Raw genomic sequence first — 23,567 nt, 5'->3', positions numbered from 1 at the left:
GGTTCGCCCAGAGTTCAAGACGCCCGGCCTGGTCCGGGCGTTTTCTTTTTGGCACTGCTAGCTCTGCGCCAACTTTCCATCCGCCAGGTGATAGCGTTTGGCCGCCAGGGCCTCGACATCGTCGACGTGATGGCTGACCAGCAGGGTGATCCAGCCGTGGCGCTCGGTCAGGGATTTGACCAGCGTGCGGATAGTGCCGCGGGTCTCGTCGTCGAGCGCCGAGAACGGCTCGTCCAGCAACAGCACCGGCCGGTTGCGCAGCAGGGTGCGGGCCAGTGCCACGCGCTGCTTCTCACCGCCGGAGAGGGTGTCGGCGCGCTGCTTCAGCACGCCGGGCAGCCCGACTTCTGCCAGCGCCGCGGCCACCTGGACTTGCCGGTCGGCTGAGTTGCGTGGCAGTCCGAGCTCCAGGTTCTGGTACGCGCTGAGGTGCTCGAATAGCGTTTCCGACTGGAACAGGATGGAGATCGGCCGTTCCTCAGGGGGAAGCGGCAGCAGGTCGCGGCCGTCGAGCTTGAGCGTCCCGCCGGTGGGGGCGAGGAAACCGGCGATCAGGTCGAGCAGCGTCGATTTGCCTGCGCCGGACTGGCCGCTTACGGCAGTGATCTCTCCGGGCTTTGCCGAAAAGCTCAGGTCGAAATGCCTGGTCGCCCCCGGATGCGTGAAGGTCAGGTGTTCAGCTTCGAGCATCGGTGAGCTTTCCAAACAGCTTCGGCAGCAGCACGAAGGCGGCGATGGTGATCACCAGCATCAGCGCCGCGATAGTGGCGGCGTCGTTGCTGCGATAGGCGCCAAGCGCCCGGTACATGAGCAGCGGCAGGGTGGCGAAATCCTCGGTGCCGAACAGTGCGATGACCCCGAGATCACCGAGCGAGAAACAGAACGCCAGCGCCAGTACCACGCCCGCCTCGCGTCCGATCAGCGGCCACTCAACCGCAACGAACTGCTGCCAGCCGGTGAGCCCGAGCGAGCGGATCAGCCGGCCACGGCGCTCGGCGATGGCATCGAGCGGGGGAGCCAGCGTCGCGAGCGCGAAGGGCAGGGACAGCAGCGCATTGGCGAGCAGCACCACCACTGGGGCCGCCGCCTCCGGCATCATCCCGGCGTTGCGCACGAGGAGGAACGCGCCGAGCGACAGCACCACGGCGGGTACGGCGAGATAAGCGTAGGCCGGCGCGCCGATGCCGACGCGGACTAGCGGGATACCCGAGGCGGCGCGGCCCATGCCGATGCCAAGCGCCAAAAGCAGGGTCAGCAGCGCCGAGCCAGAGCCGAGCGCGAGGCTGGTGCCCAGCGCCTTCCAGAAGCTCGCGCGGCTGGTGACATCGACGATGCCCGAGCCGATGCCGTCGATGAGGATGGCGACGAGCGGCAGCGCGAAGCCGACGATGCTGACGACGAGCACCGCCCATTGGGCGGCGCGGGCCGTTGACCGGTCGCGCCAACTCGGTGGGGTGGAGCCGCCAGTGCTGGCCGAGATCGGAGCGAAGGCGGAGGCTGCGATGATGATGGCCGAACAAATGCCGATCTGCACCAGCGCCAACGTCACCGCGCCGCGCAGGTCGAAATCGAGCCGCACCGCGGCGTAGATCGCGACCTCGAGCGTCTGGTTGGCCGGGCCGCCGCCGAGCAGCAAGACGATCGGGAAGCTGGTGAAAGCGAGGAGAAAGATGATTGCTGCGAGCCCGGGCAGGGTGGGGCGCAGCATCGGCCAATCGATCACCGAGAAGCGCTGCCAGGCGCCGAGGCCGAGGCTCTGGCCGGTCTTCAGCCGCTTTTCGGGAATGGCGTCGAGCCGGGCCAGGAGGATGCGGGCGGCGAAGGCGCCATCGAGGATGACGTGGGCGGCGAGGATGCCGCCGAGGCCGAACAGCGGCACCTCCAGCGGGTGCCCGGTCAGCGCCAGTGCGGTCTGGTTGACCCAGCCGGCACGGCCCCACACCGATAGCAGCCCGAAGGCGACGATCAGCCCGGGGGTGACGATGGCCGAGGCGAACAACCCGACGATCAGGTCGCGGCCGGGGAAACGCAGGCGGTTCAGCGCCCAGGCCAAAGCGGTGCCGACCAGCAGCGACAGGATGGTGGTGAGCCCGGCCTGGATGCTGGTCATCGACACGAGATGCCAGACATCGACGCTGGACTGATGAGCCGCCGGTTCACCGGCAGCCGTGGCCAGGATGGCCAGCAGCACCAGCGCCACCAGCCCGGCAATGGCCAGCGCGATGCCCGCCCCGGCGATGAGCCGGAGCGGGCGATGGGGCAGGACCAGGTTACTGGAGCGCGGCGAGAGCAGCATCGACCCAGGCCCGGCCGTTGGCGGCAAGCGCGGCCTCGTCGACCGGCAGCACCTTTTCCGGCGGCTTGCCGAAATCGGCGGGCAGGTCGGCGCCGATGTCGATCACCGGATACATCCAGTTGGTGGTCGGGATCACCTTCTGAGCCTCGGGAGTCACGAGATAGGCGAGGAAGGCCTTGCCGAGTTCCGCCTGGTCGGCGCTCTTGGTCAGCCCGGCCACTTCCACCTGCGGCACGAAGCCTTCCGTGAACGGTGCGTAGCCGTACTTGTCGTCCTTTTCGGCGATGGCGTGGTAGGCGGGCGAGGTGGTGTAGCTCAGCACCATGTCCGCCTGGCCGTCGAGGAACAGGCCGTAGGCTTCGGACCAGCCACGCGTCATGGTGAGGACGTGCGGCTTCAGGCCCTTCCAGATCTCGGGCGCGCGGTCGCCATAGGCTGCCTGTACCCAGAGCACGTTGCCCAACCCTGGCGTCGAAGAACGCGGATCCTCGATCACGATCTTGAAGCTCGCGGGCAGCGCAATGAGCTCTTCGAACGAGGTCGGCGGGTTGGGCGTCTTCTGCTTGTTGTAGACATAGGCGAAGTAGCCGTAGTCGAACGGCACGAATTCGGCGTCGCTCCACGGCAGCGTGACACCCTCGAGGGTCAGCCCGTGTGGCGCGAACAGCCCGGTGGCACGGGCTTCGCCGGAGGTGGCGGTGTCGAGGCCGACGACGACGTCCGCCTTGGTGGCGGCACCCTCGAGCTGCACCTTGCGCAGCGTCGAGATGGCGTCTTCGGCGGTGGTGAATTCGACGGTGCAGCCGCAGGTCTTCTCGAAACCGGCCTTCAAGGCCGGGCCGGGCCCCCACTCGGCGGCGAAGCTGTCATAGGTGTAGACGTTGAGGACCGGCTTGTCCTCGGCGAGGACAGGCAGGGCGGTGGCGCAGATGACTGCCGCCAACGCGAAGCGTGCGAACGAGCGCATATCGTTCCCTTCGGTTGCGGCCATGTGAATGAAGGGGGACGTGCATGGGTCGGACGCCTGCGCGCCCTTGCCATCTCGAACTTCCTCCGCCAGCATGACCTGGTTCAGGTTCAATGGGTAACTCTCAGCTCCGGAAGATCCGGAACACCCCAGCGAGACAGCTGACAGATAGACAGAGTTTTCCCTCCGTGCAAGCACGTGCCCCCCAGACTTCCGTTGCGGTCTTTGACGACCTTATGGTCATCGTTGGCGGCGGGACGGTCGATTTCGACCTCCTGCGCGAGCTCTATGCCTCAGGCGGCCACCTGGTGGGGGCGGACGGCGGAGCAGACCAGATCGTCGAAGCCGGGCTGAAACCCGAGCTGATCATCGGCGATTTCGACTCGCTCAAGAACCCGCACTCGTGGCTCGGCAAGACCCGGCTGATGCAGATCGCCGAGCAGGAAACCACCGATTTCGAGAAGGCGCTCTATTCGACCCGCGCCCCGGTGACGGTGGCGCTGGGGATGACCGGGCGACGCTTCGACCACACGCTGGCGGCGCTCGACGCGGTCACCAAGTATGCGGCCAAGCGCAAGATCGTCCTGGTGGATGAAGAAGACGTGGCGCTGCCGCTGACCAAGTCTTTCTCATTCACGGTCGATCCGGGTGAGCGCGTGTCGATCCATCCGCTGGCGCCGGTGACGTTCTGGAGCTCCGAGGGGCTGAAGTATCCGCTCGATGCGGTGAAGCTCGCGCCGGGAGTGCGGACAGGCACTTCGAACGAGGCGCTGACCGGGCCGTTCAAGATCGTGCCGGAGGAGGGGGTGCATGCGCCGTACCTGCTGATCCTGCCGCGGAAATACCTGGCGCAACTGATCGCAAAGCTGCTGCTTGAGAAGCGGTAAAAAGCTGCTTCGACCTCCACAAAGTCTGCGGACCAACCCTGCCCGGCGAAATTCCGCCACCATCGCGATGCCATGTCCCGGCCTTTAAGACGTTGGGGCAATTCGTGAAAGTTCTGATTGCAGCAGTATTGCTGAGCCTTGCCGCCGTGTCGGCGAGCCGGGCTGAAGTCGTGTGCACGTTGATCGTCGACGCGGAAAGCGGGGCCGTTCGACTCCAGGAGGGTGGCGGTTGCGGCACCCCGACCTCGCCGGCCTCGACGTTCAAGATGACCCTGGCAGTAATGGGGTTCGATGCCGGGATCCTGACCGGCGCCGAGGAGCCGGCCTGGCCCTACCTCGCCGAGTACAAGGCGGATCGGGCGGACTGGCGAGTGACGACCACGCCGGCGAGTTGGCTGCGCGATTCGGTGCTGTGGTACTCGCGGGTGCTGGTCGAAAAGCTCGGCGCCGAGCGTTTCCAGAAATATGTCACCGATTTCGACTACGGCAACGCCGACATCTCCGGCGATCCGGGCAAGGACAACGGCCTCACCCGCTCGTGGATCAACTCCTCGCTGCTGATCAGCCCGGGGGAGCAGGTGCGGTTCGTGCGGCGCTTGCTGGCGGGCGACCTGCCGGCGTCGGCGGCGGCGCAGGCGGCGGTGGTCGCGATCATGCCCAAGTTCGAGGCCGGCAAGTGGACCGTCTCGGGCAAGACCGGCACCTACTACGAGCGCAATGCCGATGGCACGTTCAGCTCGCGGCGGCAGACCGGATGGTTCGTCGGCTGGGCGCAGCGGGACGACCAGCGGCTGGCGTTCGCCTACCTGATCCGCGACACCAGGAAGACAGCCGGTTCGGCCGGGATGCGGGCGCGCGACGCACTGCTGGCGCGGTTCGCCAAATGGGGCGAGGGGCAGTTCGCCTGGGCGCAGCCGCCCCGCCGCGAGGCGGCGCCGGCAAACGGCGCCGAGCTCAACGGCTGAAAAACGAAGGGCCCCGGTGATGCCGGGGCCCTTCTCATTCTATCGGCCGATGGTTCAGAGGGCAGCTTCGCGCGACTTGGCGTGGGCGGCCTTCTGCACGGCTTCCTGCACCTTCTCGAAGGCGCGGACTTCGATCTGCCGGATACGCTCGCGGCTGACATTGTATTCCTGCGCCAGCTCTTCGAGCGTCGCTGGCTCGTCGCGGAGGCGGCGGGCCTGGAAGATGGCCTTCTCGCGCTCGTTGAGATCGCTCATCGCGTTGGTGAGCAGCCCCATGCGCTCGGAGAATTCCTCGGTCTCGCCGAGGGTGGTCTCCTGGTCCGGCGTATCGTCGACCAGCCAGTCCTGCCACTCCGAGGCGCCTTCGTCGGCGCGCATCGGCGCGTTGAGCGAAGCATCGCCCGAAAGGCGCTGGTTCATCGACACCACGTCGTTCTCGGTGACGTGGAGGGTCGTTGCGATCTGCTTGATCTGGTCGGGGTGCAGGTTGCCGTCATCGAGGGCGGCGATCTGCCCCTTGATCTTGCGCAGGTTGAAGAACAGTCGCTTCTGCGCGGCGGTGGTGCCGATCTTCACCAGCGACCACGAACGCAGCACGTATTCCTGAATGGCGGCCCGGATCCACCACATCGCGTAGGTCGCGAGGCGGAAGCCCTTCTCGGGCTCGAAACGCTTCACCGCATGCATCAGGCCGACATTCCCCTCCGAGATCACCTCGGAGATGGGCAGGCCATAGCCGCGATAGCCCATGGCGATCTTCGCCACGAGACGCAAATGCGATGTGATGAGCTTCTGGGCGGAGCCGGGATCCTGATGCTCCTTGTAGCGCTTGGCGAGCATGTATTCCTCGTCAGGCTCAAGCATCGGAAACTTACGAATTTCCTGGAGATAGCGGCTGAGTCCACCCTCAGCCGAAAGAATTGGCAGATTTGTCTGGGCCATGATGCACCCTCGTCTTTCCCCCGTATCACGGGCAGATAAGCAGCCGTGTCCAGTCCGGCACACGGCTGACTGTCTGGCATATATAGGTCGAAAATGAGCCTTGATAAGGCCCACCAACCCTTGATGAGAACGTTGGTACGCCCCGAAGGTTGCGTGAACCTTGCTAGCGGGCGAAGGCCCGATCGAAAGGTTCGATGGCGGCCTCGAGCGCCTCAAGATCAGGCGGTAACGGGGCCTCGAATTGCATTTCCTCGCCCGTCACCGGGTGCTCGAAGCCGAGTTCAGCGGCGTGCAACGCCTGCCGCCCCAACGCGGCAACAGCCGCTTTGGCTGCATCGGGCAGGCGGTTGACCTTGGTGGCAAAGCCGGAGCCGTAGACAAGGTCGGCGACCAGCGGGTGGCCGATATGGGCCATGTGGACGCGGATCTGGTGGGTGCGCCCGGTCTCGAGTTCGCAGCGGATGCGGGTGATATCCCAGCCCTCGTCGCCGAAGCGGGCCTCGACCGCATAATGGGTGATGGCCTCGCGGCCGTCCTTGCGCACCGCCTGCTTCAGCCGGTTGTTCGGATCGCGGCCGAGTGGCGCCTCCACCGTCCCCGAGGCTTGCTGGGTGCGGCCCCAGGCAAAGGCCAGGTAGGCGCGGTGCAGCGGGCCGGTGCGCCCATGGTCGGCGAATTGCGCCGCGAGGTGGTTATGCGCCTGCTGGGTCTTGGCCGCGACCATCACGCCCGAGGTATCCTTGTCGAGGCGGTGGACGATGCCCGGCCGCTTGACGCCGCCGATACCCTGCAGGCTGTCGCCGCAATGGTAGAGCAGGGCGTTGACCAGGGTTCCGCTGTAGTTGCCGGGCGCCGGATGCACCACCAGGCCGACCGGCTTGTTGATGACGATGAGCTGGTCGTCCTCGTAGAGAATATCGAGCGGGATGTTCTCGGGGGTCGGGTCGGCCTCGATCGGCTCAGGCGCCAGGAGCGTGACTTCCTCGCCATCGCGCAGCTTGTATTTGGGCTCCGTAACGGTTCGCCCATTGATCACGACGCTGCCGGCCAGTATCAGGTCCTTGATCCGGTTGCGCGAGAAGACCGGCACGGCACGGGCGAGTGCGGCATCAAGCCGGCTGCCGGCGTCGGCGGCATCGACCAGCAACTGCCACTCCTGTTCCTCGCCGGAAATATCCTGCATGAGCGATCCTCAAGACAAACCCGAAACCACCCCGGAACTGACTCCGGAAGCGCGAGCGGTGCTGAACCGGGCGCGCAAGTCCTTCATGGTGTCGATCGGGCTATTGGTGGTCGGCCTTATCGCCATCGGCGGCGCGCTTGTCTACCGCGCATCGCAGAGCGACAGCAAAGCCGGCGGCGACTATGTCATCGCGGCGCTGAAAATCCCCACGGGCGGCGACGTCATCTCGGCCGTCGCGGCGGATGGCCGCGTCACCGTCACCTACAAGCTCGGCGCGATGACCAGCGTGCGCATCTTCGACGGCAAATCCGGCGAAATGATCCGCGAGATTCCCGTCGTCAGCGAGTAGCCGCCCCTAGTTGTCGTTCCGCAGTTCCTGCAGCGCCTTGAGGCGGTCGGAGACGGCCTGGCCCTCTGGGGCGTTGCCCTTCCGGGCATTGGGGCCGCGAACCGGGGCAGCTTCCGCCTCGGCGTCGACGAATTTCTGCATCCGCGCCGCGAGGCTCTCTTCCTCGTCCACTGGTCCGTTGCCCTCAAGGGCGTAGACGAGGCGGCTGACGTCCGAGGCGATGTCGTTGAGGCGCTCGCGCAGGTGCGACTGCTCGATGCGGTCGGTGTCCCAGTCGGCCATCACGGTGTCTTCGACGCTCGCCACCTTGGCGCGGAGCTTTTCCATTTCCTCTTCGAGGCCGAGCTTTTCGGCCAGCAGCATGTCGCGCTTTTCCTCGCCGTCGCCGACCAGCTTGGTGGTCTCGGCCAGCAGGGTCGAGACGCGGCTCTCGGCGTCGGCGATGCGCGCTTCGGCGGTCGCTAGCTCGGTCTGGGCGTCGGTGGCGGCATCGTCGCGCTTGGCGAGCTTCTCGCGAAGTTCCGTGGCCACGGCCTGCGCTTCACTGGCGCTCCTGCCGGAACTTTCCAGATTTTCGATGAGGGTGCGGTTCTGGGTTTCGAGGAACTCGGAGCGCTTCTTTTCGATCTCGAGGAACTGCAGCAACTCGTCGACGTCGGCATTGTAGTCGCCGCTGAGGGCTTTGCCTTCGAGGGCGAAGGGGCGCGGGGCGCTGCCGCGCAGGCTCTGGCGGGCGGCGTCGAGCTGGCTGGATTTCTCGCCCAACTCCCTGTCGCGCATACGCAGCTTCTGCGCGATATCGGCGCCTTCCTTCTCCAGTTCGAGGATGCGGCGGCGGGCTTCGGCCTCGCGTTCCTCGAGTTCGCGGACCACCTGCAGGTGGCTGTCGCGCTCGCCCTTGATGCCGCCGAGTTCGTTCTTCTTGCGATTGATGTCGCGTAACTGGTCGGAGAGGCGGCGGCGCAGGGCCTCGACGTTCATCTCCAAGCGTCTGGTGGACAAGGCGAATTCGGCGCGGAGCTGGTCCTTGTCAGCGCGGAACTCGGCCATGGTCATGGGCGTCGCGGCTTCGATGCGCTTCTTGGTTAGGCGCACCGCACGGCGCCACACGGCGGGCAGGATGATCAACGCCAACAGCCCGGCCACGAGCAGGCCGAGCACAAAATACATAACGTTTTCAATGACCATAACTCAACTCCGCCACCGGCACGCGCGGTCCCGGGTCTTCGCGCACCACCAGGATCGCAGCAATGGCCGCCCCCGGCCATGCTTGTCAGGTCGTAACCTTACCGGAAGTCGGGGACGCGGTCACGATGAGCCTAGCACGGAAACGACACCGATCCGACACGCTCGCGCCGCCGCGATGAACGGCGGCTGAACGTATCCTGAAGGGTTTTTGCGTGGTTTTCGGCCCTCAGAAGGGGTTCCAGGTCGGTTCCTGGGTGAACTTCAGGTAGCCGACATTGATGCCGAGGCGGGCGCCGACACCGGAGCGGATCGGCACCATCACCACGTCGCCGTACTTGATCACGGTCATGCCGAGGCCGCCGACCACATAGGCGGAGCCGTCGACGCCGGGATAGCGGCCATAGACGTCGGAGACCGTGTTGAGGTTATAGACCAGCATCATCACCTTGGAGCCGTCGCCGCCGAAATCGAGGCCGACCGTCGGGCCCTGCCAGAAGACCGGGTGCTCGCCCTGGTTGCGGGTATACATGGTGCCCTCGCCGTAGCGGGCGCCGGCGAAGATGGCGCCGCCGGCTTCCTCGCCAAGGATGTAGGCGTTGGGCAGGCCGAACTGGCTGACGGCGCGCTCGACCAGCGAGGCAAGACCCTGGGCCACGGAGCCGAAGAACTGACCGCCGGTAGCAACCAGCTCGTCACCTGAATAGGTATCGGAGACCGAGCCTTCCTGCGCCTGGCTGAAGGTCGGCGCGAGCACCAGCGTCGCCGCGGTCAGCGCGACGAAGGCGGCGAGGATAAGGTAGACCATGCGGTTGAGCATGAAGGGAACTCCGGGGGCTTAATTCGAGCGGCAGTCCATTTACGCGGTACTTACCATGACGACGCTAAGGTTCAGCGCATCCGGTCTGCCTGAGGAGACCTCAAGCTAGGCCTTCATGGCGGCAATGATGCGGCAAAAGCGTAAACAAAACTTAACCATAACCGGGCTTCTTGCAGTCATCTGGCTGGCGGCTGGGCTCTGTTTCAGCCTGCCCGCGAGCGCCGCGGCGCTGGTCACCGCGATCGTCACCGACCCGCTGACCGGAGTGGCGCTCGAAGGGTATGATCCGGTGAGCTATTTCACCGAGCCCGATCCGGTGCCGGGGCTGCCGGATTTCGAGTACCAGTGGGGCGGGGTGCCCTGGTATTTCGCCACGGCGGCGAACCGCGACGTATTCATGCGCAACCCTGAAATCTACGCCCCGCAGTTCGGCGGCCACTGCGCTACCAGCCTCAGCCGCGGCTATCTCTCGGACGGCAAGCCACGGCTCTACGCCATCGTCGGGATGAAGCTCTACCTGTTCTACTCGGTCGCCAACCGCGAGGCGTTCTTCCAGAGCGAGGAGACCTCGCTGCGCAGCGCCGAGAGCGGCTGGGTGCAGCTCAAAGGCACGCTGACGGGCGAAGAGGGCAGCGTCGCCGAGGCGGTGGGCAAAGCCGCCGATGTCGAGGCGGCCGAGCAGGCCGCGCCTTAGCTTGTTGCCATGGCTCGGGCTGGCCAATGGCGGGCGGCAAGGGTCTTCCAGTCGCGCAGGGCCAGCGAGATGGCCTGATGCATGTCGAGATAGGTGTATGAGCCGAGCCGGCCGCCAAACCAGACATTGGGCAGGGCTGCGGCCCTGACGCGATAGTTCTGAAGCCGCGCGCGGTCGGCGGCCGTGTCGATGGGGTAGAACGGTTCGTCGTCACGGCCGGCCGAGTGTGCGTACTCCCGGACAATCACCGTTCGATCCTCGGGATAGGCCCGTTCGGGATGCATGTGGCGATACTCGGCGACGCGGGTATAGGGGATTTCGGCGTCGGCATAGTTGATCACCGCGGTGCCCTGATGATCGCCAGTCGGCAACACCTCCTGCTCGAAGCGCAGGGTGCGCCAACCCAGGATGCCACCGGCGTAGTCGAAATAGCGATCGATGGCACCGGTATAGACGACCGGCAGATCGGGCCGGGCCAGCTGGCGTAACTCCAGCCAGTCCGCGTCCAGCACGATGTCGATGAGCGGGTGGGCCAGCATGCGGGCAAAGACCGCGGCGTAGCCATTGAGGGGCAGGCCCTGGAACCGATCGTTGAAATAGCGCGAGTCGAAGGTGTAGCGGACCGGCAGACGCGCGATGATGCTGGGGGGCAGCTCCCGTGGATCGGTCTGCCATTGCTTGGCCGTGTAGCCGCGGATGAAGGCCTCGTAGAGCGGGCGGCCGATCAATGAGATGGCCTTCTCCTCGAGGTTGGTGGGCTGCCGATCGCCGAGTTCGACGGTTTGTTCGGCAATCAACTGCCGTGCGGCATCGGGCGTGAGATGGCGGCCGAAGAACTGGCAAATGGTCGCCAGATTGATCGGCAGGGGGAAGACCTGGCCGCGATGCATGCTCCAGCCGCGATACTGGAAGCTGTTGAAGCCGGTGAAGCGGTTCAGGTAGGTCCAGACCGCCTCGTTGGGGGTGTGAAAGAAGTGTGGCCCATAGCGGTGTACCTCGATGCCGGTCGCCGGGTCGGGTTCGGAATAGGCGTTGCCGCCCACATGCGAGCGCCGGTCGAGCACCAGGACGCGCAGCCCTGATGCCGCCGCCTGCTCGGCGATCGTCGCTCCATAGAAGCCGGCGCCGACCACGACTAGATCGGCACTGTTCAAGCTATCCATAGTAATCCCAAGTTGCGGCGCTTCGCGTGAACTTGCATAGCGTAACTCAGTGGAGTTGCAGCGAGAAATCATGTCGTTGGGTCGCCGGTTTGTCGTCATCGTCCGCGCCGGAGAAAAGAGCCTGCACACGGCTGCTCGATCAGGCGCGGACTCTGCCCAAATGGCGTGACGACCACCGGCTGCGGACGCTGGTGCGTGGCTTTATCCGTGACCGGAAACCGGCCGGCCTGGAGCAGGTATTCTCGCTCTACGAGGGGCCACTGCGGTTCGACGCAGGTCGCGCCATTGCGGCGGCGGAGTCGATCGGGACCCCCTAGGGCTGCTGCGTCCTTGCGGTTACGCTACGCCAAATTGATTCGACGGCAAGGACCTTACGAATGGCGGAATTCATCGAGCTCAAGGCGACCGATCTCGCGGCGATGCTGTGTTCTCGGGTCTGCCATGACCTGATCAACCCGGTGGGCGCGATCGGGAACGGGCTTGAGGTGCTGGCCGACCCGACCCAGGCGGCGATGGCCGATGGGGCGCAGGAGTTGATTGCCAGCGCCGCCAAGCAGGCCCGGGCGAAGCTGGAGTTCGCACGGCTGGCCTATGGCGCCTCGTCGACGGCGGGCACGGATTTCGACACCCGCGAGTGCGAGCGGGTGGCGCGGATCTATTTCGAAATCGAGAAGGCCGATCTCGACTGGCAGGTGCCGCTGATCCTGTTGCCCAAGCACAAGGCCAAGCTGTTCATGAACATGCTGCTGATCGCCGCCATGGCGGTGCCGCGCGGCGGCGTGGTGACGGCCAAGATCGAGGGCAGCGCGGGCGCCGAGGTGTTCACCCTGCTCTCGAAATCGGACCCGGAGAAGCGGCAGAAGACGCTGATGCCGTCGGGCGCCGAAGGGCTGCTGTTCGGCTCGCCCGAGGGTGGCGTCGATGCGCGCGGCATTCAGCCATTCTACACCGGCATCCTGGCGCGGATGACCGATATGGAGCTCAAGATCGGCATCGAGAACGACGTGTTCGAGTTTTCGGCGACCCCGAAGGCCGTAGCCGCCGCCGCCTGACCCATCCCAGGATGGCCGCCTTCAGCAGACGGTTCGCGGATTTCGGCAATTGCACTTCTCGCGCTGCAATCGGATTGCAGGCGGCATTTGTGCTGCGCAAGTTTTGAGCGGCGCCGAGATTTGTCGCATTGCGCGCTGGCCAAACAGGCAAAGCCGGCGTTGCTGGAAAAAACTCTCCCGATGGGGAGAAGGGTTCAAGTTTCGCTAACCATTCGTAGGGAGATTTGCGGGATAGTGTGCACTGGCGACCAACGTCGGACGATTGCTGCCGGAAGCGATTTGGCAAGGCAGATCAGGACGGTGACGGTCGCGCAGCGAAGGGGAGGGGCCTTGCGGCCGTTCATCTTCGTGCACTTGGGTCGGAGAGATGCGTCATGAAATCCTGCCTCGTGGTCGATGATTCCAGCGTGGTGCGCAAAGTGGCGCGCCGCATCCTGGAGGATCTCGACTACATTGTTGACGAGGCCGAGGACGGGCAGGAAGCCTTCGACAAGTGCCGGCAGGAGATGCCGGATGCAATCCTGCTCGATTGGCAGATGCCGGTCATGAGCGGGCTCGAGTTCCTCAAGCTGTTGCGCGGCTATGTCGGCGGGCAGGCCCCACGCGTCGTTTACATGGTCACCGAGAACGATATCGGGCAGATCGCGCTGGCGCTGAAGGCTGGGGTGAACGACTACATGATGAAGCCGTTCGAGCGCGACCATCTCGAAGGCAAGTTCACCGAGGTCCCGGCCGACCGCGTCAGCGTCGCCTGAGCCGCGTCACGTTTCCGGGTTGCGCCGGGTCGGGTGCCCAGTCTCTCGCGCAAGGCGGCGATCTGGACGGCGATGTTGCCTTCTTCGACGATGACGCCGACCTACACCCGCGCCATCATCTCGGCCTTGGTGACGATTTTGCCTCGTGCTTCGAGCATGGTTTCGAGCATCAGGAGGGCGCGATGCCCGATGGCGACCGGCTTGCCGTCGCGCTTCAGTTCGCGGCCTGGTGTCAGAACAAATGGGCCGAATGTGTGCCGTGCCTCGTCCCTGGCTGCCGTTGTGCATCGAACGGCAAGTCTTTCGCAGCGGCGCGGTCCTTTCATTTGTAGGGCACGGGGAAACTGCGCTAGCACTACTGCCGGGCGCAACTCCGGACGGGATATCCATTGATGCTGACGACGCAGGACTTGGCGGCGGTTCCGATGTTTTCGCCGGAGCCCGAGCCGGTGTTGCGCGAGTTGCTGCGCGGCTCGGGCGATATCCATGTCGGGAGCGGCGAGTTCTTCGTGCACGAAGGCGATGAGCCGATGCTGTTCGCGGTGCTTTCGGGCAAGCTCGAGGTGATCAAGCGGGTCGACGGGATCGAGCGCAAGATCGGCGAGCGCCTGCCGGGGGCGTTCCTGGGCGAAGTGCCGCTGATCTATGGCACGCCGTTCCAGGCCGGTGGGCGGGCGGTGGAGGCGGCACGGGTGGCGCGCATCGATCCACGGCAGTTCCACGCCGCAGCGGCCCTGTCGCCGGAGCTGGCGCGGCGGATGGGCGAGCTGGCGCGGGAGCGGGTCGGCGGGCTGCAGAGCATTATGGCCAATGCGCGCCGCAGCAAGGTGGTGATCGTGGGCGAGCGCTGGGACCCCGAATGCCTGGCGTTGCGGCGGTTCCTCGCCAGCAACCGGATCATCTTCGACGCTTTCAACCCGGATGCACCGGAACTGGCGGGGCGCTGGGTCGGCGAGCTGCCGACATTGCTGCCGGCGGTACAGATCACCGATGGTCCGACGCTGGCAAGGCCGCAACTACGGCAACTGGCGGAGGCGCTTGATCTCGACACGCGGGCACGGGCCGACACCTATGACACGGTGATCGTTGGAGGCGGTCCGGCTGGGCTGGCTGCCGCTGTGTATGGCGCGTCCGAGGGCCTCAAGACCCTGGTGATCGAGCGCGAGGCGCCGGGCGGGCAGGCGGGCACGTCGTCGCGGATCGAGAACTACCTGGGGTTCCCGGGCGGCATATCGGGCGATGAATTGGCGAGCCGGGCGCTGCAGCAGGCCAAGCGCCTGGGCGCCGAGGTGGTGATCACCCGGCAGATCGACCGCATCGATCCGGTAGGCCGCACGATCGAGCTGGATGGTGGCGAGCGGATCACCGCTAGAACCATCATTCTCGCGACAGGCGTGAGCTGGCGGCGCGTCGCGATCGAGGGGTTCGACCGGCTGATCGGCAAGGGCATCTACTATGGCGCGGCGCGCAGCGAGGCGAGCACCACGCAGGGTCTCGATATCCACCTGATCGGGGCGGGCAACTCGGCCGGGCAGGCGGCGATGTTCTTTGCCAACCACGCGCGGACGGTGACCCTGCTGGTGCGCGGGGACTCGCTCGAAAAGAGCATGTCGCAATACCTGATCGGCCAGGTGCGCAGCAAAGACAACATCAAGGTGGCGCTCTACAGCGAAGTGCAGGCAACGCATGGCGAGGGCCATCTCGATGCCGTCGACATCATCGACCTCAAAAGCGGCGCGGTGCGGCGCGAGGAGAGTGCCGGGCTGTTCGTCTTCATCGGCGCCGACGCCGAAACAGAATGGCTGCCAACCGATGTGGCACGCGACGCACGCGGCTATGTGCTGACCGGGGAGGACCTGAAGAAGGTAGGGCGCTGGTCCGAAGAGCGGGACCCCTACCTGCTCGAGACCAGCGTGCCCGGGATATTCGCCTGCGGCGACGTGCGGCTCAGCCCGGTGAAGCGCGTGGCGGCCGCGGTGGGCGAAGGCAGCATGGCGATCGCCTTCGTGCACCAGTACCTGGCCCGACTGGCGGCTCAGTCGACGCCGTAGCTCTTCATGAACATGGCGACGCCGCTGGCGACGACACGCTCGATCTGCGGCAGCGGCATCGGCTCTGGCAGGTTGCCGAACAGGCGGCGCTTGTAGACCGAGGCCATGGAGAGCTCGAGGAACTGTCGCGAGGCGAGGTCGGTATCGGGAATGTTCAGTTCGCCGGCGGCGACCCTGGCGTCGAGGTATTCCTGCAGGATGTGGTGGGCGGAAAAGGAATCGCCGGTGAAGAAGCGGGCGGCGACTTCGGGCATGCGCTCGGCGACCCCGAGCACCATGCGCTGGGCGCGAATGACCTCCTCGGAGGTGAGGCGGGAGGTGACGTAGACACCGAAGCGCTGCAGCGCCTCCCGGATTGTACCGCCGGCTTCGAGCTGAGTTTTGGCCGCGGCCATCACCGCTGATTTCTCGCGGTCGATGAGGGCCTTGAACAGGTCTTCCTTGTCCTCGAAGTAGACGTAGAGCGTGCCCTTCGAGACTCCGGCTTCGCTGGTGATCTCGTTCATGCTGGCCGCTTCGAAGCCGAGGCTGAGGAAGCAGCGCTTCGCTCCATCGAGGATCTGCGCGCGCTTGTTCGGATCCTGACCGGCGGCGCGGCGTCCGGTGCGCTCCTCCGATTTGTCGTCCTCCGGAATCTGCATGGCTGCACTCCAAATTTGTTCGAACCGCTCGGTTCGATTTCACTTGATATGGCGCATCGACAGGTCTATGTCAATCGAACCGAACGGTTCAGTTCAATTCAGATGCGCCGGAGGGCCAGATGGCTCAGCCTGAGAATTCCGAGAAGATCCGCCCCTTTCCCAAGGCCCCCGTAACGGCCGAAGCACCGCTGACCGAGCCGATTGTGCCGGCCAACGATGTCGAGCTCAAGCCGGCAGCAAAGAAGCAGTCGCGGCGGCCGATGATTTTCGCCGGGATTGGTCTGGTGGCACTGCTGGCAGGCGGCTGGGTTGGCTACGACTGGTGGGCAACCGGGCGCTTCATGGTGTCGACGGATGATGCCTATATCGGCGGCGACATCGCGACGATCTCGTCGAAGCTTGCGGGCTATGTGGCCAAGGTCGACGCGGTGGCGAACCAGCGGGTTAAGGCCGGCGATCCGCTGATCACGCTCGACGATGGCGACTATCGCATCGCCCGCGACCAGGCACTGGCGCAGATCGAGACGCAAAAGCTGACGCTAAGCCGTATCGACGCGCAGGTTACCGGCGCCGAGGCGACGGTGGCGCAGGCCAAGGCGCAGAAGCTGGCGCTGGAAGCGGCGCAGAAGAATGCGGCGCTGACCCAGGCGAGGGCCGCGGAACTCGCCAAGGGCGCGATCGGTTCGCAGGCGGACCTCGACAAGGCCAATGCGGCGCTCGACCAGGCCAACGCCAACCTCGTTGCTGCCGACGCACAGATTGCCGCGGCGGAAGCCAATATTGCGGTTCTGAAGGGTCAGCACGCCGAGGCCGAGGGCCAGCTCAAGACGCTGGGCCTCGCGCGTGACAAGGCTGAGCGCGACCTGAGCTTCACCGTGCTGCGCGCGCCCTATGACGGCGTCGTCGGCAATCTCGCGGTGCAGACGGGCGACCTCGTCAGCGCCGGCATGCGGCTCGCGGCACTGGTGCCGACCGATGCGCTCTATGTCGATGCGAACTTCAAGGAGACCCAGCTCAAGAAACTGGTCCCCGGCGAGAAGGTGAAGATCAAGGTCGATGCGCTCGAGGGCGACGCCATCGAGGGGACGATCGAGTCGATCTCGCCGGCTTCGGGCTCGGTGTTCTCGTTGCTGCCGGCGGAAAATGCGACCGGCAATTTCACCAAGGTGGTGCAGCGCGTGCCGGTGCGGATTGCCATTCCGGCCGCCGAGCTGGCGACGGGCAAGCTACGCGCTGGTCTCAGCGTCGTGGTCGAGGCCGATACGCGGACGGCTCCGGCTGCGGCGAACTAGAACCGCTGGTGGCGGGAGGATCTGATGGCCGATGCAGCTGTTTTGACGGGCGCCCTACCCGCCGCGCCTGGCGCCGACGCGATGCCGGTGCGCCGGATCGTGGCGTTCTTCTTCATGGTCGTGGGGATGTTCATGGCCATCCTCGACATCCAGGTGGTGTCGTCGTCGCTGGCCGACATCCAGGCCGGCCTCAGCGCGGGTTCGGACGAGATCGGCTGGGTGCAGACCGCCTATCTGATTGCCGAAGTGATCATGATCCCGTTGTCGGGCATGCTGGCCCGCATACTATCGACCAGGGTGCTGTTTGCGATCGCTGCAGCCGGTTTCACAGCAGCAAGCGCGCTTTGCGCCACGGCCACCAATATTGACCAGATGATCGTCTACCGTGCGCTGCAGGGCTTTATCGGCGGGGCGATGATCCCGTCGGTGTTCGCGGTGGCGTTCACGATCTTTCCGCCCGCCAAGCGTGCCATCGTCTCGCCGATCATCGGTTTGGTTGCGACCTTGGCTCCCACTATCGGGCCGACCGTCGGCGGCTATCTGACCAGCGCGCTCAGCTGGCACTGGCTGTTCCTGATCAACGTGGGGCCCGGCATTGTCGTCGCCATTGCGACCTGGATGCTGATCGACTTCGACAAGCCTGAGAAGGGGCTGTTCGCCAGCTTCGACTGGTGGGGCCTGCTCGGCCTAGCGGGATTCCTCGGCGCAATGGAATACGTGTTGGAAGAAGGCCCCAACAACGACTGGCTGGCCGACCAGAGCGTGCTGCTGTGCGCCATCGTCATGGTGCTGGGGGGCGTGCTGTTCTTCTGGCGGGCATTCACGGCCAAGTCGCCGATCGTCGACCTCAGCGCCTTCGGCAACATCAACTTCACGTTCGGCTCGCTGTTCTCGTTCGTGCTCGGAGTGGGGCTCTATGGCCTCACCTTCCTCTACCCGGTCTTCCTAGGCCGCATCCGCGGCTACGACTCGATGATGATCGGCGAGACGCTGTTTATCTCGGGGCTCGCGATGTTCCTTACCGCCCCGATCGCCGGAGCGCTGTCGGCGCGGTTCGACCTCCGCTACATGCTGATGTTCGGCTTCCTGATCTTTGCCGGCGGCACCTTCATGTCCGCCCAGATCACCGCCGACTGGAGCTTTGACCAACTGCTGTTTCCGCAGATCTTCCGCGGCGTCGGGATGATGCTGTGCATGGTGTCGATCAACAACCTGGCGCTGGGCACGCTGCCGCCGCAGAAGATGAAGGGTGCCTCGGGGCTGTTCAACCTGACGCGCAATCTCGGCGGCGCGGTGGGGCTGGCGCTGATCAACACGGTGTTGACCAACCGCACGGCGCTCCACACCGAGCGGCTTGCCGAGCACGTCAACTGGAACAACCCGGCGGCAGTCGACCAGGTGAACTCGATGACACAGAATTTCAACGCGAGCGGGCTGGACGGGGCGACGGCGGCGATCAAGCAGCTGACCCGCATGGTGCAGCAGCAGGCGTATGTGCTGAGCTTCGTCGATGTGTTCCTGCTGCTCACCGGGCTGTTCGGCATCCTCGCGTTCGGCGCGGTGCTGATGCAGAAGCCGGGCAAGGCCGCGGCCGGGGCAGGCGGGCACTAGGCTCCCGCAGAAGCGAAAACCCCGCACCATATGGCGCGGGGTTTTTCAAGTCCGCCGCAACGCGGGACTTCTAATTAGGCGACGCTCGATTCCGCGAACGTCTCGTTCTCGTCGGGCTCGCGCAGCACGTAGCCGCGGCCCCAGACGGTCTCGATGTAGTTCTTGCCACCGGTGGCGACCGAGAGCTTCTTCCGGAGCTTGCAGATGAAGACGTCGATGATCTTCAGCTCGGGCTCGTCCATGCCGCCATAGAGGTGGTTGAGGAACATTTCCTTGGTGAGGGTCGTACCCTTGCGGAGCGAGAGCAGCTCCAGCATCTGGTATTCCTTGCCGGTCAGGTGCACGCGGGCCGACTGGACTTCGACGGTCTTGGTGTCGAGGTTGACGGTCAGGTCGCCGGTCGAGATGACCGACTGCGCATGGCCCTTGGAACGGCGGACAATGGCGTGGATACGGGCGACCAGCTCATCCTTGTGGAAGGGTTTGGTCATGTAGTCGTCGGCGCCGAAGCCGAGGCCGCGCACCTTGTCTTCGATGCCGGCGAGGCCCGACAAGATCAGGATCGGGGTCTGCACCTTGGCCACGCGCAGGGTGCGCAGCACTTCGTAACCCGACATGTCGGGAAGGTTCAGATCGAGCAGGATGATGTCGTAGTCGTAGAGTTTGCCTAGGTCGACGCCCTCTTCACCGAGGTCCGTCGTGTACACGTTGAAACTCTCTGATTTGAGCATCAGTTCGATGCTCTGCGCTGTCGCGCTGTCGTCCTCGATCAAGAGTACACGCATGCCGTCAATCCCCTTAAACCGTTCCCTGCTGGAACTATGGATGAGGCGCCCTGCGCGTTCACCCTTAACCGAACCCTACTGGATATGACCCAAACCTAAGCGCAATTAGTTAACAAAGTTTAATTCTGATCCGCAAGATGCAATACGTCTGCCGTTAGTGATATGTTAAATCGTTGAAAATGCTATAGAAATCGCACCTAACGGACTTAAGAAACTAGGTTAAGAAAGCCCTTCAATCGACTCTGCCGACTCAAGGATTTGGGGCCCTTGAGGGGTGGAAAAGCGGCTCAGCGCGAGCTGGGCATATGTCGGGGCAGGTCCCCATGGTTAACGCTTTTTGCTTAACGTTCGGTTACCTTGGGAATCAAGCGATTCGCCGGCCCTGAAAGAGGCAAATGCAGTCCCTGAAAGCCGCAATTGATGCCATCGAGGACGTCGAGGTCTTCGGGCGGGTCAAAACTGTGCAGGGGTTGCTCATCGAGGTGGTCGGCCCGGTGCGCGAGTTGCGGGTCGGCGGCCGCGTTTCGATCGAAACCACCAATGGCGGGGTGCTGGGCGCCGAGATCATCGGCTTTCGCGACGGCCATGCGCTGTGCCTGCCGTTCGGACCGCTGAACGGGGTGCGGCTCGGCTGCCGGGCACTGTTCAAGAGCCATGACGGATCAGTGCAGCCGGCGGAGAGCTGGCTCGGCCGGGTGATCAACGCCAATGGCGAGCCGATCGACGGCAAGGGTCCGCTGATGGGCGGGCCGACACCCTATCCGCTGCGCCAGGTGCCGCTGCCGGCGCATGAGCGGATGCGGGTGGGCGACCCGCTCGACATGGGCGTGCGCACGCTCAACACCTTCACGACCATGTGCGAAGGCCAGCGCATGGGCATCTTTGCCGGCTCGGGTGTCGGCAAGTCGGTGCTGATGTCGATGCTGGCGCGGAACGCGCAGGTCGACGTGGCCGTGATCGGACTGATCGGCGAGCGCGGCCGCGAGGTGCAGGAGTTCGTCACCGACTATCTCGGCGAAGTCGGCATCCAGCAGGCGGTCGTCGTGGTCGCCACCTCCGACGAGGCGGCCCTGATGCGGCGGCAGGCTGCGTACCTCACGCTGACGCTGTCGGAGTATTTCCGCGACCAGGGCAAGCGCGTGCTGTGCATGATGGACAGCCTCACCCGCTTCGCCCAGGCGCAGCGCGAGATCGGGCTGGCGATCGGCGAGCCACCGACCGCCAAGGGCTATCCGCCGACGGTTTTCACCGAACTTCCCAGATTGCTGGAAAGAGCAGGACCGGGGCTCGCTGAATCGGGCTCCATTACCGGTCTATTTACCGTTTTGGTGGAAGGTGACGATCACAATGAGCCCATTGCGGACGCCGTACGCGGCATTCTTGATGGACACATCGTGATGGAGCGCTCGATCGCCGAGCGGGGACGCTATCCGGCGGTCAATGTGCTCCGGTCTATCTCGCGAACCATGCCTGGGTGCGTGCCGGCCAATGTGCGGCCCACCCTGCAGAAGGCGCGGGAGCTCATGTCGACATTTGCCGACATGGAGGAACTGATCCGGCTGGGGGCATACCGGAAGGGATCGGATCCAGGCGTGGACCGTGCCATCGCGATCAACCCGGCGCTGGAGGCGTTCTTGAGCCAGCAGCGGGAGGAGCGCACCTCGATTGCCGACGGCTATGTGATGCTGGAGGCGATCCTGGAAAAGGTGGGCGAACAATCCGCGTCAGTGAAGTGAATGACTTGAGGTGTAAGGAGTACAAGTCATGAAGTCGCGGAGCGAGAGCCTGATCCGGCTCAAGAAGTTCCAGGTGGACGAGAAGCGCCGTCAGGTCACGCAGATCGAGATGATGATCGCCGATTTCGAGCGCATGGCCGCCGAACTCGATCAGCAGATCGAAATCGAGCAGACCAAGACCGGCATCTCCGACATCGCGCATTTCGCCTATTCGACCTTCGCCAAGGCCGCGATCGCCCGCAGGGATAACCTGCTCGCGTCGGCCAACGACATGAAGGGCAATCTCGAGGCGGCGCAGGATGCGCTGGCCGAGGCGGTCGAGGACCTCAAGAAGGTCGAACTGCTGGACCAGCGCGAGCATGGCCGCGAGCAGGAAGCGGAAGCGAAGTCCGAGCAGGCGGAATACGACGAGATCGGCCGGCTGCGGCACATCCGGCGCTAGGAACGCTCAATCAGACAATGAAAAGGCCCGCCGGAGCGGGCCTTTCGCGTTTGCCGTAGCAGTTGGGCGGCGACTACAGCGCTTCGGTGCGCAGCGTCTGGGCGTCGCGCTCGTTGGCGTAGGTGTCCTTGTTGTAGGCGACGGCCTTGTCGAGCTGGTCGCGCGTCACGTTGAGGAACAGGTACTTGTTGCCGTTGGGATCGGTGGCAAAGCGCAGGTTCTCGATACCGACAGCAACCGGCTTGGTGCCGATGCCGAGGAAGCCGCCGAAGTCGATGATCACCGCCTCGACGGTCTTTCCATCCTGAGCCAGCACGACGTCGCCAATGGTCCCGAGATGCTCGTCCGCCGGGCCGTAGGCGTTGGTGCCGATCAACTCTTCAGCCGTCAGCGGTGCATCGGTCAGCGTATCGCGGGCGATTGGCGTCGCCGCGGGCGCAGCCGCCTTGTCTGCAGGCGCCGCGGCCTTGTCGGCTGGCGCTGCCGCATCAGCGGGCTGGTCGGCAGGGGCGGCAGCGTCAGTCGCCGGAGCGGTAGCGTCGGCCGGCGCCGCAGCGTCCTCGTCGGTGGTCTTGAAGTCGGGCGCAGTTTCCAGCGCTTCCTTGGTCGTGTTGAGGACGAAGCGTTCGGAGCCATCCTCGGCGTTGACCCACTCGAGTTCGGCGTAGTTCACGGCGACGTTCTTCTCGCCGATACCGAGAAAACCACCGACTCCGATGATGACCGCGGCGACTTCGCCGCGCTCACCGATCACCAGGTTGTTGACGTCGCCAATGTGCTCGGCATCGGCTTCGGTCGAGGAATAAACCTGTTTCCCGATGATCTCGGTGGCGAGATTGTCCTTGTCGGTCACCGAGTAGCCGGACGCGAGGATGGACGTGTCAAGCGGGGCGGCGGGCGCTTCCGTCGTGGCTGCGGGAGCCTCGGTCTTTGCCGGGGCATCCTGGGCCATAGCGCCGGCGGTCAACAGCGCGGCGACGGCAGTGGTGGTCAATAGGGTACGGAACATTGTAACGTCCTCTCGTTCGTGTCTGTCATGAACAAGGCCGTGCGGCACATCGCTTGGCTGTGGCGTGCCGCACGGCCCGGTGCATTACAACGTGATCGGTGCGCGAGTGTTCCGGGGCGGAGAAATCAAAAGGCCGGCCCCGTTTTCGAGGTCCGGCCCTTCACGCCTCCCAGCGTTTCTTCGGGGCGCGGCGAGGCGCCCCACATCCAACAAGCTAGCGGAGAATTGACGGCGGTGCGCGCTTTGCCGGGTTAACCGGTAAAGATTGAATTAATCCGGTAACGGCTCAGTAGGTCTTCATCGCGAGGTGGAGGATGCCCGAGCCGTCGTCGAACGGCTCTCCGAAGGCGACGAAACCCAGGCCCTGATAGACGCCGAGCTTGTCGTGCTGCGCGGTGAGATAGAAGCGGGTTTCACCCCTGGCGCGGGCCAGGTCCATGGCGTGCTGAAGCAACTGTTTCGAGATGCCTTTGCCGCGCCAGGAGCGAGCGACGACCACCCGGCCGAGCTTCACATGCTCGGGCGTCCAGATGATGCGCAGCGTGCCCACGACATTGCCGGCGGCGATGGCGACAAGATGTGTCGCGGTCAGGTCGTCGGCATCGAACTCCTCGGTTTCGGGGATCTGCTGCTCGATGACGAACACCTCGCGGCGGAGCGCGAAGGCGGCGTTGCAGAGGGTGGAAAACACCGGAACGGTGAGGAGCGTGATGTCGTGCATCCGCGATAGAGATCACATCGG

Annotated in this window: 24 protein-coding genes, 1 pseudogene and 1 riboswitch; of the genes and pseudogenes, 12 read left to right on the top strand and 13 right to left on the bottom strand. The window is 64.8% G+C overall.

All coding sequences use genetic code 11. The features are described 5' to 3' along the window. Positions 1–57: 57 nt before the first annotated feature. From AC1DV8_RS07735 to thiB, 3 genes are read right to left on the bottom strand one after another with little or no spacing between them, the layout of a single operon-like run. The gene (locus tag AC1DV8_RS07735) at positions 58–690 is read right to left on the bottom strand and encodes an ATP-binding cassette domain-containing protein (protein ID WP_477149785.1); all 633 of its coding nucleotides are present in this window, start codon (positions 688–690) and stop codon (positions 58–60) included. Further along, positions 677–2,296 carry an ABC transporter permease family protein gene (locus AC1DV8_RS07730; protein ID WP_477149784.1) on the bottom strand — a complete coding sequence of 540 codons (1,620 nt, stop codon included), beginning with the start codon at positions 2,294–2,296 and terminating at the stop codon, positions 677–679. Before AC1DV8_RS07730 ends, AC1DV8_RS07735 begins: the two co-directional genes overlap by 14 nt. Further along, positions 2,271–3,263 (bottom strand): thiamine ABC transporter substrate binding subunit, encoded by a 993-nt coding sequence (gene thiB / locus AC1DV8_RS07725; protein WP_477157050.1) that lies wholly within the window; start codon positions 3,261–3,263, stop codon positions 2,271–2,273. Before thiB ends, AC1DV8_RS07730 begins: the two co-directional genes overlap by 26 nt. Before the next feature lie 64 nt (positions 3,264–3,327). Then, positions 3,328–3,425, bottom strand: a riboswitch (TPP riboswitch). A gap of 74 nt (positions 3,426–3,499) precedes the next feature. On the opposite strand from thiB, the gene AC1DV8_RS07720 reads away from it, so the two are divergent. After that, positions 3,500–4,150 (top strand): thiamine diphosphokinase, encoded by a 651-nt coding sequence (locus AC1DV8_RS07720; RefSeq protein ID WP_477157049.1) that lies wholly within the window; start codon positions 3,500–3,502, stop codon positions 4,148–4,150. Positions 4,151–4,254: 104 nt separating this feature from the next. Next, positions 4,255–5,019: pseudogene (blaOXA, locus tag AC1DV8_RS07715) on the top strand (class D beta-lactamase); the annotation flags it as partial. A 150-nt stretch (positions 5,020–5,169) separates the two neighbouring features. Here the strand turns inward: blaOXA and rpoH are convergent. Together rpoH and AC1DV8_RS07705 are read right to left on the bottom strand one after the other, a co-directional pair. Beyond that, entirely contained in the window at positions 5,170–6,057 is an 888-nt protein-coding gene (rpoH, locus tag AC1DV8_RS07710; protein WP_477149781.1) for an RNA polymerase sigma factor RpoH, read from the bottom strand. Positions 6,058–6,220: 163 nt separating this feature from the next. Next, positions 6,221–7,240 (bottom strand): RluA family pseudouridine synthase, encoded by a 1,020-nt coding sequence (locus tag AC1DV8_RS07705; RefSeq protein WP_477149780.1) that lies wholly within the window; start codon positions 7,238–7,240, stop codon positions 6,221–6,223. Between AC1DV8_RS07705 and AC1DV8_RS07700 the strand changes: the two genes are divergently transcribed. Beyond that, a complete protein-coding gene (locus tag AC1DV8_RS07700) occupies positions 7,239–7,589 on the top strand; it encodes a hypothetical protein (RefSeq protein WP_477149779.1) in 351 nt (116 codons plus the stop codon). The genes AC1DV8_RS07705 and AC1DV8_RS07700 overlap by 2 nt on opposite strands. Positions 7,590–7,595: 6 nt before the next feature. Here AC1DV8_RS07700 and AC1DV8_RS07695 read toward each other — a convergent pair whose 3' ends face one another. Together AC1DV8_RS07695 and AC1DV8_RS07690 are read right to left on the bottom strand one after the other, a co-directional pair. After that, entirely contained in the window at positions 7,596–8,777 is a 1,182-nt protein-coding gene (locus AC1DV8_RS07695) for a hypothetical protein (RefSeq protein WP_477157048.1), read from the bottom strand. Positions 8,778–9,003: 226 nt separating this feature from the next. Further along, complete coding sequence (locus AC1DV8_RS07690; protein WP_477149777.1) at positions 9,004–9,594, bottom strand: DUF1134 domain-containing protein; 591 nt, start codon at positions 9,592–9,594, stop codon at positions 9,004–9,006. Between the two features lie 127 nt (positions 9,595–9,721). Between AC1DV8_RS07690 and AC1DV8_RS07685 the strand changes: the two genes are divergently transcribed. After that, on the top strand, positions 9,722–10,288 hold the full coding sequence (locus AC1DV8_RS07685) for a YHS domain-containing (seleno)protein (RefSeq protein ID WP_477149776.1): 567 nt from the start codon (positions 9,722–9,724) through the stop codon (positions 10,286–10,288). Here AC1DV8_RS07685 and glf read toward each other — a convergent pair. Then, positions 10,285–11,421 carry a UDP-galactopyranose mutase gene (gene glf / locus AC1DV8_RS07680; protein WP_477149775.1) on the bottom strand — a complete coding sequence of 379 codons (1,137 nt, stop codon included), beginning with the start codon at positions 11,419–11,421 and terminating at the stop codon, positions 10,285–10,287. The two genes, AC1DV8_RS07685 and glf, sit on opposite strands and share 4 nt — an antisense overlap. A 119-nt stretch (positions 11,422–11,540) precedes the next feature. Between glf and AC1DV8_RS07675 the strand changes: the two genes are divergently transcribed. From AC1DV8_RS07675 to AC1DV8_RS07665, 3 genes are all read left to right on the top strand, one after another. Further along, on the top strand, positions 11,541–11,768 hold the full coding sequence (locus AC1DV8_RS07675) for a hypothetical protein (RefSeq protein WP_477157047.1): 228 nt from the start codon (positions 11,541–11,543) through the stop codon (positions 11,766–11,768). A 60-nt stretch (positions 11,769–11,828) separates the two neighbouring features. Continuing rightward, the gene (locus AC1DV8_RS07670) at positions 11,829–12,503 is read left to right on the top strand and encodes a histidine phosphotransferase family protein (protein WP_477149774.1); all 675 of its coding nucleotides are present in this window, start codon (positions 11,829–11,831) and stop codon (positions 12,501–12,503) included. 374 nt (positions 12,504–12,877) lie between these two features. After that, positions 12,878–13,258 (top strand): response regulator, encoded by a 381-nt coding sequence (locus AC1DV8_RS07665; RefSeq protein ID WP_477149773.1) that lies wholly within the window; start codon positions 12,878–12,880, stop codon positions 13,256–13,258. Between the two features lie 101 nt (positions 13,259–13,359). Here the strand turns inward: AC1DV8_RS07665 and AC1DV8_RS07660 are convergent, their stop codons facing one another. Continuing rightward, entirely contained in the window at positions 13,360–13,584 is a 225-nt protein-coding gene (locus AC1DV8_RS07660; protein WP_477157046.1) for a winged helix-turn-helix domain-containing protein, read from the bottom strand. A 66-nt stretch (positions 13,585–13,650) separates the two neighbouring features. Here AC1DV8_RS07660 and AC1DV8_RS07655 point away from each other — a divergent pair, with 66 nt between their 5' ends. Continuing rightward, positions 13,651–15,309, top strand: a complete 1,659-nt coding sequence (locus tag AC1DV8_RS07655; RefSeq protein ID WP_477157045.1) for an FAD-dependent oxidoreductase — start codon at positions 13,651–13,653, stop codon at positions 15,307–15,309. On the opposite strand, the gene AC1DV8_RS07650 is transcribed toward AC1DV8_RS07655, so the two are convergent. Then, positions 15,294–15,950: a TetR/AcrR family transcriptional regulator gene (locus AC1DV8_RS07650; protein WP_477157044.1), complete on the bottom strand. Its 657-nt coding sequence runs from the start codon at positions 15,948–15,950 to the stop codon at positions 15,294–15,296. The two genes, AC1DV8_RS07655 and AC1DV8_RS07650, sit on opposite strands and share 16 nt — an antisense overlap. A 119-nt stretch (positions 15,951–16,069) precedes the next feature. On the opposite strand from AC1DV8_RS07650, the gene AC1DV8_RS07645 reads away from it, so the two are divergent. Next, on the top strand, positions 16,070–17,242 hold the full coding sequence (locus AC1DV8_RS07645; protein ID WP_477157043.1) for an HlyD family secretion protein: 1,173 nt from the start codon (positions 16,070–16,072) through the stop codon (positions 17,240–17,242). A 24-nt stretch (positions 17,243–17,266) separates the two neighbouring features. Beyond that, positions 17,267–18,853: a DHA2 family efflux MFS transporter permease subunit gene (locus AC1DV8_RS07640; protein ID WP_477157042.1), complete on the top strand. Its 1,587-nt coding sequence runs from the start codon at positions 17,267–17,269 to the stop codon at positions 18,851–18,853. Positions 18,854–18,927: 74 nt separating this feature from the next. Here the strand turns inward: AC1DV8_RS07640 and ctrA are convergent, their stop codons facing one another. After that, positions 18,928–19,638, bottom strand: coding sequence for a response regulator transcription factor CtrA (gene ctrA, locus AC1DV8_RS07635; RefSeq protein WP_477149767.1), 711 nt, complete (start codon positions 19,636–19,638; stop codon positions 18,928–18,930). A 395-nt stretch (positions 19,639–20,033) separates the two neighbouring features. Here ctrA and fliI point away from each other — a divergent pair, with 395 nt between their 5' ends. Together fliI and fliJ are read left to right on the top strand one after the other, a co-directional pair. Then, positions 20,034–21,374, top strand: a complete 1,341-nt coding sequence (fliI, locus tag AC1DV8_RS07630) for a flagellar protein export ATPase FliI (protein WP_477149766.1) — start codon at positions 20,034–20,036, stop codon at positions 21,372–21,374. A 28-nt stretch (positions 21,375–21,402) separates the two neighbouring features. After that, positions 21,403–21,816, top strand: coding sequence for a flagellar export protein FliJ (fliJ, locus tag AC1DV8_RS07625; RefSeq protein ID WP_477149765.1), 414 nt, complete (start codon positions 21,403–21,405; stop codon positions 21,814–21,816). Positions 21,817–21,889: 73 nt separating this feature from the next. On the opposite strand, the gene AC1DV8_RS07620 is transcribed toward fliJ, so the two are convergent. Together AC1DV8_RS07620 and AC1DV8_RS07615 are read right to left on the bottom strand one after the other, a co-directional pair. Further along, positions 21,890–22,825, bottom strand: a complete 936-nt coding sequence (locus tag AC1DV8_RS07620; RefSeq protein WP_477157041.1) for a PRC-barrel domain-containing protein — start codon at positions 22,823–22,825, stop codon at positions 21,890–21,892. A 286-nt stretch (positions 22,826–23,111) separates the two neighbouring features. Further along, positions 23,112–23,546 carry a GNAT family N-acetyltransferase gene (locus AC1DV8_RS07615; protein WP_477157040.1) on the bottom strand — a complete coding sequence of 145 codons (435 nt, stop codon included), beginning with the start codon at positions 23,544–23,546 and terminating at the stop codon, positions 23,112–23,114. Positions 23,547–23,567: the final 21 nt, after the last annotated feature.

Source organism: Devosia sp. P3_B2, from assembly GCF_056402875.1.
The sequence above is the reverse complement of the archived record's forward strand: the minus strand, read 5'-3'. Positions and strand labels throughout refer to the sequence as shown.